Below are 15769 nucleotides of genomic sequence, written 5' to 3'. Positions count from 1 at the left end.
CTTGTCCCGGTCGTGGCCGGTCCGGCTCCCACGGGCGAACTCCAACTGGTCGACCGCCTTGGCCGGCGCCGGCCCGCTCGGCGCCGGCGGGGCGGCCGACCGCGGCGGCTTGGCGTCCTCGTGAGAGGTATCGGCAGAGCAGGCCACCACGGACAGCAGCTGAACGGAACAGGCAACGGCCGCGGCGCGGCGGAAGAGGTGCACCACGCCTCTAGGTGAATCGGCGTCAGGTTCCTGGAGCTACCCAGCCGTACGACAGTGCCGAACCGCGTACGTCAAGAGGCAGGGCCCGCGGGCCAGAAGCAGCAGTGCGGGCGGAAGCGAGAGCGGACGCCCTGAGGAAGAGGCGGCAGGCAGAGCCTTCGTGGTGTCTGCCCGTTCAGGCGCCGGGGGCGCGGCATCTGCATGGGCCGGGAAGTCTGCGGGCTGTGGTGGGGCGGGCGCTGCCGGCAGGCAACCGGCAGGACAGGCCGACCATGGCCGAATGGCCGGCGCTGGACCGGTCCCAGCCGGTGCTGCCGTTGGTGCCCGGTGCTCCTGAACGCCGCAGCCACGACTACGTCCGGGCCGGCACGACCACGCTCTTCGCCGCCTACAGGTCGCCACCGGCAAGGTCATCGGCTCCCTCCACCGCCGACACCGGGCAGTGGAGTCCGAGCGCCGCGGCCGGGCCCTGGGCTTCGACCGGCCGCCCGGGCCCAACCTGCGCGAGATCATGAACGCAATCCTGTACGTGGACCGCACCGGCTGCCAGCGGGCCTACCTCCCGCACGACTTCCCACCGCAACAGACGGTCTACGGCTACTTCGCAAAGTGGCCGAAGGGAGGCCACTTTGCCCAGCTCAACGGGCTGTTACGGGCTCGGTGCGCCAGCAGGAAGGCCGCACAGGCACCCGTCGGCGTACGTGATCGACGCGACATCCACCTCCGTCCCCCTCCTCGGTCTCCTTCAGTGCGTCCAGGTGCTCTTGCGCCACTACGCCAAGTTTCTGGACGGCGTCCGGGAGCAGGCCGACCGGCTCATCGAGCAGTCCATGCGGGAGTGGGACCGCGTCAGCGGAGGAGGCGCTACCGCGTGGTGAACCGCTCTACGAGCTCCGGACTGTGCCGCAGTTCCGGGGCCGCCGCGGGCGACTGCGCCGCGAACCTTGGGCGCGGTATGCCGACCGCGGCTACGACCACGAGCTCTACCGCCACCGACTGCGACAGCGGAGCATCGTTCCCAGATCGCTTACCGTGGGCAGGTTCACGGATCAGAGCTGGGCCGTGTCCGGTGGGTCGCCGAAGCGGCCATCGGCCACCCTCCACTGCCCCGTTATGTTTTCCGTGGTCCTGCAAGAGGACCGCTGGCCTTCGGGCCCGGCATGGCTGTTGCCCCCTGTCGAAGGCATGACCTGGGGGGCGGTGTCACCGGGCCCGGGGGTGCCGTCGGAGACGCTGATAAGAGGTCCGACCGCTGCCTGGCCTGGCGCAATGCCCGGTCTTCGTGGGCGGCAGGTCTGCATAACGTGGATGCGCGCGTACGACACCAACGCCGAGGCCGGCACCGACAACGTTCCGGGCAGGTGCGATGTTCGACACCGAAGACGTGAGCGTGTTCCTGGGCCTGGACGTCGGCAAGAGAGCCCGTCACGGGCACGGGCTGACCCCGGCCGGCAAGAAGGTCTTCGACAAGCCCCTGCCCAACAGCGAGCCGAAGCTGCGGGCCGTCTTCGACAAGCCGGCCGCGAAGTTCGGCACGGTCCTGGTGATCGTCGGCCAGCCCGCCTCGATCGGCGCCCTGCCCCTGGCCGTGGCCCGCGACGCGGGCTGCCAGGTCGCCTATCTGCCCGGCCTTGCCATGCGGCGGATCGCCGACCTCTACCCGGGCGAGGCAAAAACCGACGCCAAGGACGCCGCCGTCATCGCGGACGCGGCCCGCACCATGCCGCACACCCTGCGGTCCCTGGAACCGACCGACGAGATCACCGCCGAACTGGCCGTGCTCGTCGGCTTCGGTGAGGACCTCGCAGCCGAGGCCACCCGCACCTCCCACCGGATACGCGGCCTGCTCACCCAGTTCCACCCCAGTCTGGAACGCGTCCTCGGTCCCCGCCTCGACCATCAGGCCGTCACCTGGCTCCTGGAGCGTCACGGCTCCCTGGCCGCCCTGCGCAAGGCCGGCCGCCGCAGGCTGGCCGAGGTGATCCGGCCCAAGGCGCCGCGCATGGCCACCCGGCTGATCGACGACGTCTTCGACGCGCTCGACGAACAGACCGCCGTCGTCCCGGGCACCGCCACCCTCGACCTCGTGATCCCTTCCCTGGCCGCCTCGCTCGCCGCTGTCCACACCCAGCGCCAGGCGATGGAAGCCCAGATCACCACCCTGCTGGAGGCTCACCCTCTTCACCAGGTCCTGACCTCGATGCCCGGCGTCGGCGTCAGGACCGCCGCCGTCCTGTTGGTCACCGTCGGCGACGGCACCAGCTTTCCCACCGCCGCCCACCTCGCCTTCTGCGTCGGCCTCGCCCCCGCCACCAAGTCGTCCGGCACCTCAAGCCACGGCGAACACGCTCCACAAGGCGGAAACCGGCAGCTCAAACGCGCCATGTTCCTGTCCGCCTTCGCCTGCATGAACGCCGACCCCGCCTCCCGCACCTACTCCGATCGCCAGCGAGCACGCGGCAAAACCCGCCGAGTAGCCGAGGGGAGTCTCACCCCTCGGCCCCCGGATGCAACGTTCACAGGTGCATGGGCACCGATTTGGCCGGTACTCGGGATGTACCGCTTCGCGCCGCCGTCCTGGGCATCTGGGGGCTGTGAGGTTCGGCCTGTTGCTCATGACGGTGCGGGATGACAGAGGCGCCGCTACCCGATAGGTGGGTCAGGGGGCGGTCCGGGTCTCCTGGCGGATCGGGGTGCCGGCGTGGTGCAGGCTCGTGAGGACCTGCCGGTAGGAGGCGAACAGGCCGGTCTCCAGGTAGTCGATGCCCGTCTCCTGGCAGTACTGGCGGACGATGGGCTGCGCCTTGCGCAGGTGCGGGCTGGGCATGTTCGGGAACAGGTGGTGTTCGATCTGGTAGTTCAGGCCGCCCAGTGCGATGTCGGTGAACCAGCCGCCGCGTACGTTGCGGGAGGTGAGAACCTGACGGCGCAGGAAGTCGGGGCGTTCGGTGCCGCTCAGGGTCGGCATGCCCTTGTGGTTGGGAGCGAAGATGGAGCCCAGGTAGACGCCGAACAAGCACTGGTGAACCGCCAGGAAGGCCACCGCCATACCGGGCGGGAGCACCACGAACAACGCTGTCAGGTAGAGCGCGAAGTGAGCGAACAGCAGCGTGCCCTCCAGGCCCCGGCGCTTGAGCGAACGGTTGGCCAGTGCCCTGACACCGGCCACATGCAGGTTGAACGCTTCCAGGAGAATCAGCGGGAAGAACAGGAACGCCTGGGCGCGGCCGAGCAGCCGGGGGAGCCCGGCGGCGGCGCGTGCCTGGGCCTGGGACCAGACCAGCAGGTCCGGGACGACGTCCGGGTCCAGCTCTTCATGGTTGGGGTTGGCGTGGTGGCGGGTGTGCTTGTCCTGCCACCAGCCGTAGCCCATGCCGATGCCCAGGTTCGCAGCTCCCCGGCCGGAGCGTTCGCTGGCCCGGCGCAGCCGGAACACCTGGCGGTGGGCCACATCGTGGGTGACGAGGGCGACCTGGCCGAAGACCAGGGCCAGGAACGCGGCCACGGCCAGACTCCACCAGCTGTCGCCGACCAGGGCGAAAGCGGCCCAACCGATCACGTACAGCGCGGCCACCAAGGCGACCCGCACCGCGTAGTAGGTTGGCCGCCGTTCCAGCAGGCCGGCCTCCGCGATCTTCTTGGAGAGCGGGGCGAAGTCACTGCCGCCCTTATGCTGGGGCGGCGGCAGAACCGGGTGCAGCGGGATGTCAGAACTCATACAGCCAATCTCGCCGGCCCCAACGGGCCGGCTGTGCTCACGGACTACGACAGGGCCGGACACTGCCTGCGGTGCGACCCCACGGTGTACCGGAAGACGGGGCACTACACCGAGCGAGTTCCGTGGACTCATCGGCAGTGGCATAGGCGTTGGGGTACTTCGCCCTCCGGGCGGGTCCTCACGCGACCGGGGGCTGGGGCCTCTGTATTCACCGTAACCCTCCCCGCCCTCCTTGAACAGACCGACTCCGGCCAAGCACTCACACATGACAAGGTGACAGGGGAAGGGCCGGGCGCACGGGCACCTTGCCGGATGGAAGGGAGAGCGGAGGGCGGGTAGTCAGCCGCTGCCCCGGCACGTCTCCGGGAGGCATCACCGTCGCCATGGGCATCAGACCCTTAAGCAAGCAGTCCGCGGCACTTGGCATATGCGGTCACTAGGGCCATCGCCCCCTGTGTATCCGGTTGATCCGCACGGTCGGCCAGAGACGGCACAGTGCTCATTCTCGGCCCGCGCCACCAGCGTCCTGGGCGGCATCCTTCACCGAGGACACCGTCACCGGGCTCTACCCTCACCATTCCTGTATCGCCTCACGTGTGCCGTGAACCTGCTGCCTGCTGCCTGCTACCGGCGCTCCCGGTCCCGTTCGCGCTCCTCGCGGTCCCAACGGCTCTCGTTTTCCCGGCGGTACCAGCGGTCCCAACGTCCACGGCGGTCGCGGTCCTCTCGGTAATCCCGGTACTCCGTGTGACCCCGGCCCCCGCGCAGACTGCCTTCGCGTCGGCCGTAGTGGAAGACTCCGTAGAGCAGCACGGCCGCGGCCACCCCCCCAGAGAGGCTGGAGGAAGCCGAAGCCGACCAGGGCGGCAGGACGAGCGCGGATGTTTCTTCCGGGCAGGGAGGATCGCAGCTGGGGGTGCTGAGGGAGCAAGACAGTGCCGTTGAGCAGGGATCGGGTAATGGGTGTCCCATGTGCGCGCTGCTCGTCCCGTCCGTCCCCCTCAGTCCCCATGCTGTTTCGCCCGGGCCCCGCGAAAGACAGGGAACTCCCTGTGACCTGTGGAGGTCCGATCATGGTCCTGTGGGTCATTCCCTTCCTGCTTGTCCTGGTGCTGATCGGTTTCGGCTTCGCCATGAACCTCCTGTGGATCGCCGCAGCCGTACTCCTGGCAGTACCGCCGGACCGTCCCGCCTGCCCCGACGAACTAGATCATCCAGCCGTGCACCCTCACGGCCAGCGTTCAACAACACTCACTGACCTGGGAAGTCTCCGGAGCGCTCACGCGTCATCGCGACGCCGGGATGCGGTGGCGGAGGTCGCCATAACGAAGCGGGCTGTGCGGGCGCAGGCTGGCTCACTGCCTTTGGCTTCCAGGTCAGCCAGTCAATGGCGTTCGGCGGTCTGCCCGTGAAGGTCCAGCAGTCTGGTGAGTAGGCTCCCGAGGCAGTCTGTTGTCACGGGGGCGGTCGGGTGTCGTGGTACTGGCACGGGCATTCGGCCAATTACCTTTGGTGCGCCCGGACGTGCCTACGCAGGCCACCGCATTGTGCGGGCGCGCGCTCGCCGGATACCACAGATCGCGGGTGGCGGGATGCGCCTCCTGGGTGGGCGTCCGTTCACGCGGTCGTGGTTACGTTGCCCTCCGCCGGGCCCGGGACGACTCGACGTACGCAGCACCCGTCGTGCTGCGCGACGAGAGGAATCCGCGTATGCCTGACTTATCGGCCCTCGCAAGCAGGCTGCTGAATGTGGCCTCCTGGCTGACCAGCCCGCTCAGCCCGGACGACTATCTCGGACTGATCGACCCCCTGCTCGGCGCCCGCTTCCCAGTAGGGCGGGTGACAGGGGTGTGGCCGGAGACCGCGGATGCTGTCACGCTTGCTCTCCGGCCCGGCCGGGGCTGGTCGGGGCACCGTCCCGGGCAGTACCTTCCGGTCGGCGTCGAGATGGACGGCGTATGGCAGTGGCGCACGTATTCCCTCACCTCGGTGCCGGGCCGAAAGGACGGGCTCCTGACGATCACCGTCAAGGTCGCGCCCGACGGCAGAGTGTCACCGCATCTGGCCCGCCGCTCTCCACCGGGCACGGTGCTTCGACTCGGCCCCGCACGAGGCGAGTTCGTTCTTCCGGACCGTCTCCCGCCCCGCATCCTCCTGGTGACCGCCGGCAGCGGTATCACCCCGGTCATGGGCATGCTCCGTACGCTCATGAGCCGTCGGCCACCGCACCCCGATGTCGTGCTGGTGCACAGCGCGCCCTGTGCTCGGGAGGCCATCTTCGGTCCCGAACTGCGCGCCGCTCAGCGGCGGTTGGAGTGGCTGGACTATGTCGAGCACCACACTCGGCCGCACGGCAGGCTCACCCCGGACGATCTGGCTCGGCTCTGCCCCGACTGGCCGGAGCGGGAGACCTGGGCCTGCGGTCCGGCCGCCCTGCTCGACGCCGTGGAGTGCCACTGGGGCCGGGCGGGGCTCGGCGAGCGGCTCCATGTGGAGCGTTTCCAGCTGGCTCCGGTCCTGCTGCCGGATCGCCATGCCGCTTTTGGTGGCCGGGTGCTGTTCACCCGTACCGGTACTGAGGTCACCGGGGACGCTGTCACCCCGCTTCTCGTCGTCGGCGAGTCGGCGGGGGTGGTGATGCCGTACGGGTGCCGGCGCGGGATCTGCTTCGGTTGCCTGACCCCGCTGACGTACGGCCGCGTGCGTGACCTGCGTACCGGCGAAGTCTACGACCGGGCCGGCCAGATGATCCAGACCTGCGTCTCGGCGGCGGCCGGACCGCTGGCCCTCGACGCCTAACCACCAAGGATTCCCCGTGACTGTGACCCCTCCCGCTTCCCTCGAAGCGGCCCTCGGTAAGGACGTCAGCGAGGAGCTCGGTGCGGAGCTCGATCGGATCCGCTCCGAGATCATCGTCGCGCGCGGTGCCGACGACGCCCGCTACATCCGCACGGTGATCACCGCCCAGCGTGGCCTGGAGGCGGGAGGGCGGGCCGCTCTGGCCGTCTCGCTGTTCCCGCCCGCCTGGGCGGCGGGTACAGCCATGCTCGCCGTCGCCAAGATCCTGGAGAACATGGAGCTGGGCCACAACATCCTGCACGGCCAGTGGGACTGGATGGGCGACCCGGCGATCCACTCGGCCACCTGGGAGTGGGATTTCCTCACGCCCGCCGAGGCGTGGAAGCACACCCACAACCACCTGCACCACGCCTGGACCAACGTCGTCGACCGCGACCGGGACCTCGGATACGTCGTCTTCCGGATGAGCGCCGACCAGCGCTGGCGTCCGCGCCACCTCGCCCAGCCGCTCTACAACTTCGCGCTTGCCCCGCTCTTCGAATGGGGCATCGCGCTCTACGACCTGGAGCCCGATGCCGTCGCCGCCGGCCGCAAGACGTGGCGTTCCTTCGCAGCCGACCTGACCGGGTTCCTCACCAAAGCCGCCCACCAGCTCGCCAAGGACTATGTGCTCTTCCCGCTGCTCGCGGGGCCCTCCGCCCTGCCGTGCCTGCTGGGCAACCTCACCGCCAACACCGTGCGCAACCTGTGGTCGCACACCATCATCTTCTGCGGCCACTTTCCCGGCGCCGTACAGACCTTCACCGAGGAGCGCATGGAGGGCGAGACGCGCGGGCAGTGGTATCTGCGGCAGATCCAGGGCTCGGCCAACATCGAGGGCGGCCCGCTCTTCCACGTCCTCAGCGGAAACCTGGGCCACCAGATCGAGCACCACGCCTTCCCCGATCTGCCCAGCAACCGTTACGCCGAGATCGCCCCGCGCGTGCGGGAACTCTGCGAGAAGTACGGCATCCCGTACGTCACCGGCCCGTTGTGGCGGCAGTACGGCTCCACCTGGGGACGCATCCTGCGCTTCGCCGTGCCGGGGCAATGAACTCCACGGACGGAATCCAGGCGTTCGCTCGGAGGGTGAGTCCTGGGTCTGTCTGCCCGCACGCCTCGTGGGCCCGGAATTCTCTGCCTGGCCTGCCAGCGGTTCAGCCGGCGCAGACGCACGGTATCCATGGCGGACAGCTGGGAACTGTCGGGTTCGTGCGGGTGCTGCGGCGTGTGCACGAGGCGCCTCGGTTCAGGAGACCGGAAGACGTGCAGGACAGCATCATGCCCAACTTGCGGCGCGTGGACGGGATCCGGGGCGTCTGCTTCGCAGCATAGCTCCGGATGGACGCTGCGTTGCCGTCTGCTGATAGCCCGGAATCACGGTGGCGCGGGCAGGTAGACGGTGAAGGCGCGGCTCCTCTTGTCGAGGACGAGGGTGTCGGCGGCGGGACCGCTCCCAGTTCCTCGCCGACCGTGTCAGCGCTGGCCAGACGACCGTGGACGGCCTGTTCTACCGGCTGGCTGATGGCAGCGCCCGCCTCGGCGCCCGTGGCCTGCCCGCGAAGCTGTGAGCACGTGCGGGGCCGAGACTGCGGATCCGGTAGCGGCTGAGCGAGCCGGTGCCCGGGCCGTTTCGTCAGGCCGGGGATTTGCGCTGCCTGCTCAGGAACGCGGCGGTCGTAGGAGGCGTGTTGGCCCTTTGCAGTGCATCAGCCAGCTCCGTGAAGGCATCGTTGCGCGCCACCACCTCAAGGAATTTGTGCAGGGCGTACTTGTCGGTCCACAGTTTTTGTGCGATGTGGATGATCAGTGACTGCAGCTGTTCTGTCTCGTTCACGGCGAAACCTTTCTGTCGTTGGCGGCGCAGCGTTATCGGCCACTGTGCACCCGGCGCGGTGCCTCGCTGCTGCGCCACGTGCGGTGGAGCGGCGCGTGGCCGCGTCTCGCCGACAGCGGGACGGGGCCGCTTGCGTCAGGCGCCTCACCGGTGCTGTGCCAGGCTGGGCGGGAGCGGTGCAGGAGCGGTGGCGAGGGAAGGCCGTCTGCCGGCGAACGAGGCGCTGGCGTTCATGTCTGCCGCCGGGCGGGCTGTCCGTCGGAGTGCAGCCGCCACAGCGGCGGTTCGGACCGGGCAGGCGCGGTGTGCTGCAGCTGGCGGCGCAGGGCCAGGAGGGCGGCCGCGGGCAGGCCCAGTTCCTCGGCGAACCGGCGGGTGGTGGCGTACTGGATGCCGGTGGCCGCGGTGTGCCGCTCCCAGTCGGTGAAGCGCCGGTAGAGGAAGGCGGGGTCCACCTGTTCACCGGGTCGGCGCTCTGTCCTGCCGTGTGCCGCTCGCTGCCGGCCGGCGCGTGCGCGTTCGCGGTCGACTTCGGAGAAGCCGCACACGCGGCGACTGGCTTCTTCGGCTTGCGCCAGGTCGGTGGTGGCGTCGAGCGCCTGGGCCAGGCGGTTGATGTCCAGGACGCGAGTCAGGGGGAGCCGGTAGACGTGTGCGCTGGCGGGGCCGAGTACGACAGGGCCCGGTGCGTCGCGGATACCGCAGACGCCCTGGATGCCGCGGGCCGCGGCCACCAGAAGGGCGCTCGCCTCGGAGGGGTGCCAGTCGAAGACGTCGCTGACGCAGTGCGTGTGGGCTGTGGTGAGGGTGAATTCCGGGTCGTCCAGGCGGGGCAGGAGTACGGCTTCGGGCACTTCGCAGTCGAGTCCGGGGCCGGCGATGTGGACCGCGGCCGGCAGGCCGGTGCGCCGGCACGCCGCCACGACGAGCGCGTCGCCCAGGGGACTGCGCAGGGTGGGTTCGCAGCCGTCGGCCAATACATCCCCGCCGACATCGACGATCTCGATGCGGTCGGCGCCGCAGTACTCGGCGGCCTGGGCGATCTGGCGGGCCAGGCCGACCGCGCCCTCGTAGGGATCGATCAGGCCGAGCGCGGGCCGCAGGTCGGCCGCGAGCCGGGGCAGCAGCGAGCCGGCGGGAGGGAGGGGGCCGACGCCGGGGTGACCAGGTGAACTCGGTCTCCGGGGCGTTCGGTGCCGGTGAAGTCCGTACGGCGCCGGGGACCGGGAACCGGGTCGACGACCAGGCGTTCCCAGGCGTAGGTCAGGATGAGGGCCGGGACGTCGTCCCCGTGCAGAGCCGTGTGGACCATCGCCGTGGTGATCGCGTCCCCGCCGCCTCCGGCGGCAATCAGGAGTTTCGCAGTCAATACCGTTACCTCCTCGGGTTTCCCGGCGGCGCCCGCCGGCCGGGGTGCGGGACGCAGGCCGGAGGCGGTGTTGCGCCCTATGCTTACGCCTTCGAGTCCTCGGCGGCTATCGTGCTTTGAGAGTCGTTCCTCAGTTCCCTTTCCGGAAGAGGGAAGGTGTTGTCCATGACCGCCTCTGCTCCCGTCCAGATGACCTCGGGCAGGCCGGTTCCCCCACAGACTCCCTACCAGCAGTACGTCTACGTCTATCCCCACCAAAAGGCCTACCGGCGGCGGAAGAACGGGCCGTTACTGAGCGAGTTATGGGGCAGCGAACAGCTCGGCTCCCTCTCGCTGTACGTGCACATACCCTTCTGCGAGATGCGCTGCGGGTTTTGCAATCTGTTCACCCGCACCGGCGCCCCGGAAGAAATCACCGGCGCGTTCCTGGACACGCTGAGGCGGCAGGCCCAGGTGACCCGCGAGGCGATGGACGCAAGCGGGCGCCCCGTGCGCTTTGCGATGTCCGCCTTCGGCGGCGGCACCCCCACCTACCTCACCCCCGCGGAGCTCACCCGGCTCTGCGACATCTGCGAGAACGAGATGGGCGCGGACCTCGGCGCCGTTCCCTGGTCGGTGGAGACGTCCCCGGCCACCGCGACCGCCGACCGGCTCGCGGTGCTCGCCGAGCGCGGCGCCACCCGGCTGAGCATCGGCGTGCAGAGCTTCATCGACGAAGAAGCCCGCGCCGCGGTACGCCCGCAAAAACGCCCCGAGGTGGAGGCGTCCCTGGCCCGGCTGCGCGAGGCGGGTTTCCCCGTCTTGAACATCGACCTCATCTACGGCATCGACGGCCAGACGGAGAGCTCCTTTCGCGTCTCCCTGGACGCCGCGCTGGCCTGGGAGCCGGAGGAGGTCTACCTGTATCCGCTGTACGTGCGTCCCCTGACCGGCCTGAGCGCCCGGCGCGCAAGGGACCGTCGGCAGTGGGACGAGCAGCGCCTGCGCCTGTACCGGTACGGCCGCGACCACCTGCTGGCCCGCGGCTACGAGCAAACGTCGATGCGGGTCTTCCGACGGCTGGGAACGCCCGCCGGTCAGTCCGCGGACGACGCGAGCATCAACGAGTACAACCAGCAGGCCGGCATGGTGGGACTCGGTGTCGGTGCCCGGTCGTTCACCACCTCCCTGCACTACACCACCGACTACGCGGTGGCCGTGCCGGAAGTGCGGCGCATCATCGACGACTACATCGCCACCCCTCGCGAAGACTTCCGCCGGGCCCAGTGGGCCTTTGCGATGGACGACGGAGAACGGCGCCGGATGTACGTCCTGCAGCGGCTCCTGGAGACCGCCGGACTGCCGGTCGCCGGCTACCGGAAGCTGTTCGGCACGGCGCCGGCGGACGACTTCCCGGCCGAGTTCGCCCTGCTCCGCGACAAGCGGTGGCTCGACGCCGGCGAGCACACCGTGCTCAAGCTCAGCCCGGAGGGGATGGCCTGGTCCGACGCCATCGGCCCGCTCTTCTTCTCCCCCGGGTCAACGAAGCCATGGCGGGGTACCAGGACAAGTAGCACCCGCGCGGAGCAGCCGTGCGAGGGACGACACCAGGTGGCATCCCTGTACGCGGGCGGCACACCACAGCACTGACGTGTTTTCGCTCCCCACTGGTTGACCCGCTTTCGAAAAGATTCCTAGCCTGTCGCACGGCCGTTCCATGCAGTGCTCTGAGTGACCAATCCTGGAGAGTTCCGCCCACGAAGCGGGCCGCAGGGACCTGGAGGGTGGCACCATGGCGGAATCCCAGCAGCCCCACTTACCGCTTCCGCCCAAACCGGTGGACGTGGACGTGATCGAAAATGCCATCAGCGAACTGCTGCGCGGCCTCGGCCAGGGCGGCAAAAGCGAGGTGATGGCACAGACCCCGCGCCGAGTGGCGGAACTGTACGCCCAGTCGATCAATCCGGGCGACATCGATATCGAAGAAGACTTCAAGGTCTTCGACAATCCCGGAATGCAGGACCTGGTCCTGGTCAACGACGTGCACTACGTCTCGCTGTGCGAACATCACCTGGCGCCCGCCTTCGGCGTCGCCCATGTCGGCTACGTCCCGGACCGTAAAGTGGCCGGCTACTCCAAGCTCAAGAAGGGGCTCAACTACCTCGCGCGCCAGCCGCAGCTCAACGAGCGTCTGGTCGTCGACGCGGTGGACTTCCTGGAGGCCCGGCTGCAGCCGAAGGGCATCGCCCTGATTCTGCGCAGCGCGCACTGCTGCATCGCGCTGCGCACCAACGCCCCGAGCCAGGAGGTGGTCACGGTCATCGAGCGGCGTGGCGTACTGTGCGAGGAGCGCTACTGGTCGCCGCTGTGGACCAGTGCCGTCGCGCAGAAACCGGCCTTCCTGGGGAGGTAGGTGAGCCACATGGACCACGCAGCAGCACAGCCGGCGTCCGTTGCCGACGAGGACGTACGCCGGCTCGCCGACCAGATGCGCCAAGCGCTGCAGACCTGCTCCGTTCACACCGTGGGGCCCCTGGCGGCGTACGGCAGATGCACCGACGCCCTCGACGGGGGACGCATCAGCTCGCAGCAGTTTGAGGAGATCGGCCGCAGGCTGGTCGCGCTGTCCGAAGAACGCATGCACGCGTACGAGTCCCAGGGGAGCACCCCGACACCTCGCCGAAGATCAGCCGGGAGAGGCGGCTGATCAGCTTCGTCGACGCGCTCTTCGCCCTCGGCCTGCGCACGACGAAAGAGAGCTGAGCGGGCAGTGGAGAAATGGCCGGACACCCTCATCGCCGTGGTCGGCAAGGGACGCAACTGCCCGCCGGCGGTCTACCAGCTGGCCCGTGAGGTCGGAGCGATCGTCGCACGGCAGCCCGGCTGCCTTCTGGTGACCGGCGGGCTCGGGGGCGCGATGGAAGCAGCGGCCCGCGGCGCGAAAGAACACGGAGGCCGCGTGCTGGGCCTGCTGCCGGGCGTCTCCAACCGCACCACCCAGCCGCACGCCGAGGTGGACCTCCGACTGGACACCGGTCTGACGGCCAACGGCCGCAACATCGTGCTGGCCAGTGTCGCCCACGCCATGATCGCTGTCCCGGGTTCGCACGGAGCGCTCCAGGAGATGATCGTGGCCGTCGACGCCGGCCGCACCGTATGGGCAGTGGGCGAACACACCACCCGCCTCCCGGGCGTCAACTACCTCGCCTCCACGGCCGAACTGTCCGCACACCTGGATGCCTTCACCACCGCCGCACCCCCCGACCCGGGGTAGCCGGTGTGCGGTCCACCCCGAGGAGTGCCCGATGAGCGCCACCGTCCTGACCGCTGACCTGGTGGTGCTCGCCCACGAGGCCGGCAGCTGGCACCTCCTGCTGGTCCGCAGGGGCAAGGACCCCTTCGAGGGCCGGTGGGCCCTGCCCGGCGGCAAGGTCGGCGCCGACGAAGACGCCACGGCGGCGGCCCGCCGCGAACTGCGGGAAGAAACCGGCCTGCAGGTCGCCGACAGCGAACTCATCCCGCTGACCTGGCGCACCGCACCGGACCGGGACCCGCGGGGACGCTATGTGAGCTTGGTCTACGCCGCCCTGCTGCCCCAGCCGCAGCAGGTGCACGGCGGCGACGACGCCGCGGCGGCCTGGTGGCAGCCGCTGCCGGTCCCCGTGGACAGCTTCCCGGACGCCGCAGCGGAACCCCACCTCGCCTTCGACCACGCCGGCATCCTGCGGGAAGTGCTGGCGTCCGCATCCCTCGGCCGCTCGTCCGTCCCGCATATCAGGGAGGCCACCGCGGCGGACCACCGCGAGTTTCTGCGCCTGCTGCAGACACACACCCCGGCCGGCCACAGCGCCGCAGGCGCCCCCGCCCCGGGGCCCGGCCGCCGGATGCACGTAGCCGCGCTCGGGAGCTTCCTCGTCGGCTGCGCCGGGCTTCTGCCCCCAGGCACCCCAGCGGCGACAGGCCAGGTCCTGGTCCACCCCCGCTGGCAGGGCCGCGGCATCGAAGAGCAACTGGCCGCCGCGCACGCCAAGGAGAGTTCCCCACGGTGACCCGCAAGAACACAGCGTCCACGGCCGCACCGCACACCACACGCCGTCCCCGGGCAGCCGGCCCGGGCCGCGGCGTGGTCCTGCTGCTCACCGTTGGCACCGGTCTGTCCGTGGCCAACAACTACTACGTGCAGCCGCTGCTGGGCGACATCGGACGCGACCTCGGCCTGCCGGAAGGACAGGCCGGCCTGCTGGTCACCGTGGCGCAGAGCGCCTACGCGGCGGCCCTGCTCCTCGTTCTCCCCCTCGGTGACCTGCTCGAACGACGCCGGCTGATCGTCGGCCTGTCCTCGGCCTGCGCCGCGAGTCTGGTGCTCATGGCGACCGCCCGGTCCCAGCCGGCCCTGTTCCTGGGCGCCGCGCTGGTGGGACTGTGCTCGGTCACCACCCAGGTGATGGTGCCCTACGCCGCCTCCCTGGCCGCTCCCGACCAGCGCGGGCGCGTCGTGGGCACCGTCATGGCCGGACTGCTGTGCGGCATCCTGTTCGCCCGTACCGTGGCCGGCGCACTGGCACAGTGGGGCGGGTGGCACGCCGTCTACTGGTGCGCTGCCGGCCTGATGGCCCTCCTGGCCGCCGCGGCAGCGCTCTTCCTGCCCCGCTACCAGGAAACGGGCACACCCGGCTACCGGCACCTGGTCGCCTCGGTGTTCCAGCTGTTCGCCCGCGAACCGGTGCTGCGGCTGCGAGCGGTGTACGGAGCACTGTCCTTCGGGGCCTTCAGCGTGCTGTGGACCGCCCTGACCTTCCTGCTCTCCGCCCCTCCGTTCAGCTACTCACCCGGAGTCATCGGCCTGTTCGGCCTGGCAGGACTGGCCGGGGCGCTGGCGGCGGCACGCGCCGGACGCCTCGCGGACCGGGGCCTGGCGCACCTGGTGACCGCAGTCTCGTCCGTACTGCTGCTCCTGGTGTGGATCCCTCTCGGACTGGGCGGCACACTGCTGCCGGTCCTGGTCCTGGGCATCGTGGTTCTCGACCTCGCGGCGCAGGCCCTGCACATCACCAACCAGAGCGAGATCTACCGCCTGGCACCGCAGTACAGGTCCCGTCTCACCGCGGCCTACATGACCACGTACTTCCTGGCGGGAGCCGGCGGATCGGCCCTCGCCTCCCTGGCCTACGCCCGCCTGGGCTGGCCCGGCGTCTCGGTGCTCGGCGCGATGCTCGGCACAGCGACCACCTCGCTGTGGGCGCTCGCAACCCTGCGCCGCCGGTCCCGGCACAGGAGAGCCCCGTGAGGCCGCAGGAGGCGTGCCGCTGCTCCGGCGCCGCCCCGGAAGGGCCGGAGACCGTCCGTGCGAGGGCGCAAGAATTCGTGACCTTGTACCACCGCGAGAATCCCGCCGCCGGCTGCCCCGGCCGACGACTGGAAGAAGTAGCCGCAGAGATCTCCGACACCGGGACGTACACGCACACGGCAGGCGAACTGGATTTCGGAGCCAAGGCCGCCTGGCGCAACAGCGTCCGCTGCATCGGCCGCCTGTACTGGCGCTCGCTGACCGTGCGCGACCGGCGGCACGTCCACAGTGCCGACCAGATCGCCCAGGAAGCTGTTCGGCATCTGCGGCAGGCCACCAACGGCGGCCGGATACGTCCGTACGTGACCGTCTTCGCCCCGGACCTGCCCGGGCATCCGGGCCCGCGCCTGTGGAACGACCAGCTCGTGCGCTACGCGGGCTACTCCCGGCCCGACGGCTCGGTCCTCGGCGACCCGGCGAGCGCCGGCATCACGGCCGCGGCCCAGAAGCTGGGCTGGCCCGGCGGCCCGGGCACCC

At 70.0% G+C, this 15769-nt stretch carries 13 protein-coding genes and 4 pseudogenes; 13 read left to right on the top strand and 4 right to left on the bottom strand.

Annotation, left to right across the window (positions count from 1 at the left end; translation table 11 throughout):
- Nucleotides 1–491: 491 nt before the first annotated feature.
- The 4 genes and pseudogenes from ACEXOX_RS02995 to ACEXOX_RS02980 form a co-directional block, all read left to right on the top strand.
- Nucleotides 492–652, top strand: a pseudogene (locus ACEXOX_RS02995) (IS630 family transposase); the annotation flags it as partial.
- Nucleotides 647–944, top strand: a pseudogene (locus ACEXOX_RS02990) (transposase); the annotation flags it as partial. The pseudogenes ACEXOX_RS02995 and ACEXOX_RS02990, both read left to right, overlap by 6 nt.
- Nucleotides 945–962: 18 nt before the next feature.
- Nucleotides 963–1082 carry an integrase gene (locus ACEXOX_RS02985; protein WP_406526206.1) on the top strand — a complete coding sequence of 40 codons (120 nt, stop codon included), beginning with the start codon at nucleotides 963–965 and terminating at the stop codon, nucleotides 1080–1082.
- A gap of 488 nt (nucleotides 1083–1570) precedes the next feature.
- Complete coding sequence (locus ACEXOX_RS02980; RefSeq protein WP_406518906.1) at nucleotides 1571–2836, top strand: IS110 family transposase; 1266 nt, start codon at nucleotides 1571–1573, stop codon at nucleotides 2834–2836.
- A gap of 27 nt (nucleotides 2837–2863) precedes the next feature.
- Here ACEXOX_RS02980 and ACEXOX_RS02975 read toward each other — a convergent pair whose 3' ends face one another.
- Complete coding sequence (locus ACEXOX_RS02975) at nucleotides 2864–3922, bottom strand: fatty acid desaturase family protein (RefSeq protein WP_406518904.1); 1059 nt, start codon at nucleotides 3920–3922, stop codon at nucleotides 2864–2866.
- Between the two features lie 1710 nt (nucleotides 3923–5632).
- On the opposite strand from ACEXOX_RS02975, the gene ACEXOX_RS02970 reads away from it, so the two are divergent.
- Together ACEXOX_RS02970 and ACEXOX_RS02965 are read left to right on the top strand one after the other, a co-directional pair.
- Nucleotides 5633–6721 (top strand): ferredoxin reductase, encoded by a 1089-nt coding sequence (locus ACEXOX_RS02970; protein WP_406518903.1) that lies wholly within the window; start codon nucleotides 5633–5635, stop codon nucleotides 6719–6721.
- A gap of 16 nt (nucleotides 6722–6737) precedes the next feature.
- Nucleotides 6738–7814 (top strand): fatty acid desaturase family protein, encoded by a 1077-nt coding sequence (locus ACEXOX_RS02965; protein ID WP_406518901.1) that lies wholly within the window; start codon nucleotides 6738–6740, stop codon nucleotides 7812–7814.
- A 582-nt stretch (nucleotides 7815–8396) separates the two neighbouring features.
- Here ACEXOX_RS02965 and ACEXOX_RS02960 read toward each other — a convergent pair.
- From ACEXOX_RS02960 to ACEXOX_RS02950, 3 genes are all read right to left on the bottom strand, one after another.
- Nucleotides 8397–8597, bottom strand: a complete 201-nt coding sequence (locus ACEXOX_RS02960; protein ID WP_406518899.1) for a hypothetical protein — start codon at nucleotides 8595–8597, stop codon at nucleotides 8397–8399.
- 230 nt (nucleotides 8598–8827) lie between these two features.
- The gene (locus tag ACEXOX_RS02955; protein ID WP_406526205.1) at nucleotides 8828–9679 is read right to left on the bottom strand and encodes a DUF1152 domain-containing protein; all 852 of its coding nucleotides are present in this window, start codon (nucleotides 9677–9679) and stop codon (nucleotides 8828–8830) included.
- Entirely contained in the window at nucleotides 9679–9966 is a 288-nt protein-coding gene (locus ACEXOX_RS02950) for a DUF1152 domain-containing protein (RefSeq protein ID WP_406518898.1), read from the bottom strand. The genes ACEXOX_RS02955 and ACEXOX_RS02950 overlap by 1 nt, the downstream gene beginning before the upstream one ends.
- A 165-nt stretch (nucleotides 9967–10131) precedes the next feature.
- Between ACEXOX_RS02950 and ACEXOX_RS02945 the strand changes: the two are divergent.
- The 7 genes and pseudogenes from ACEXOX_RS02945 to ACEXOX_RS02915 all read left to right on the top strand — a co-directional run.
- Nucleotides 10132–11519: pseudogene (locus tag ACEXOX_RS02945) on the top strand (STM4012 family radical SAM protein).
- A 275-nt stretch (nucleotides 11520–11794) separates the two neighbouring features.
- The gene (locus ACEXOX_RS02940; protein WP_406518896.1) at nucleotides 11795–12358 is read left to right on the top strand and encodes a GTP cyclohydrolase I; all 564 of its coding nucleotides are present in this window, start codon (nucleotides 11795–11797) and stop codon (nucleotides 12356–12358) included.
- 9 nt (nucleotides 12359–12367) lie between these two features.
- Nucleotides 12368–12652 carry a hypothetical protein gene (locus ACEXOX_RS02935; RefSeq protein WP_406518895.1) on the top strand — a complete coding sequence of 95 codons (285 nt, stop codon included), beginning with the start codon at nucleotides 12368–12370 and terminating at the stop codon, nucleotides 12650–12652.
- Nucleotides 12653–12715: 63 nt separating this feature from the next.
- Nucleotides 12716–13219, top strand: coding sequence for an LOG family protein (locus ACEXOX_RS02930; RefSeq protein WP_406518893.1), 504 nt, complete (start codon nucleotides 12716–12718; stop codon nucleotides 13217–13219).
- Nucleotides 13220–13250: 31 nt separating this feature from the next.
- Nucleotides 13251–13994 (top strand): NUDIX domain-containing protein, encoded by a 744-nt coding sequence (locus ACEXOX_RS02925; protein ID WP_406518891.1) that lies wholly within the window; start codon nucleotides 13251–13253, stop codon nucleotides 13992–13994.
- Nucleotides 13991–15232 (top strand): MFS transporter, encoded by a 1242-nt coding sequence (locus tag ACEXOX_RS02920; RefSeq protein ID WP_406518889.1) that lies wholly within the window; start codon nucleotides 13991–13993, stop codon nucleotides 15230–15232. Before ACEXOX_RS02925 ends, ACEXOX_RS02920 begins: the two co-directional genes overlap by 4 nt.
- Nucleotides 15181–15699, top strand: a pseudogene (locus tag ACEXOX_RS02915) (nitric oxide synthase oxygenase); the annotation flags it as partial. The gene ACEXOX_RS02920 and the pseudogene ACEXOX_RS02915, both read left to right, overlap by 52 nt.
- Nucleotides 15700–15769 lie beyond the last annotated feature (70 nt).

The sequence above is a fragment of the Streptomyces sp. Ac-502 genome (genome assembly GCF_045222935.1).
GTDB lineage: Bacteria > Actinomycetota > Actinomycetes > Streptomycetales > Streptomycetaceae > Streptomyces > Streptomyces monomycini.
The sequence above is the reverse complement of the archived record's forward strand: the minus strand, read 5'-3'. Positions and strand labels throughout refer to the sequence as shown.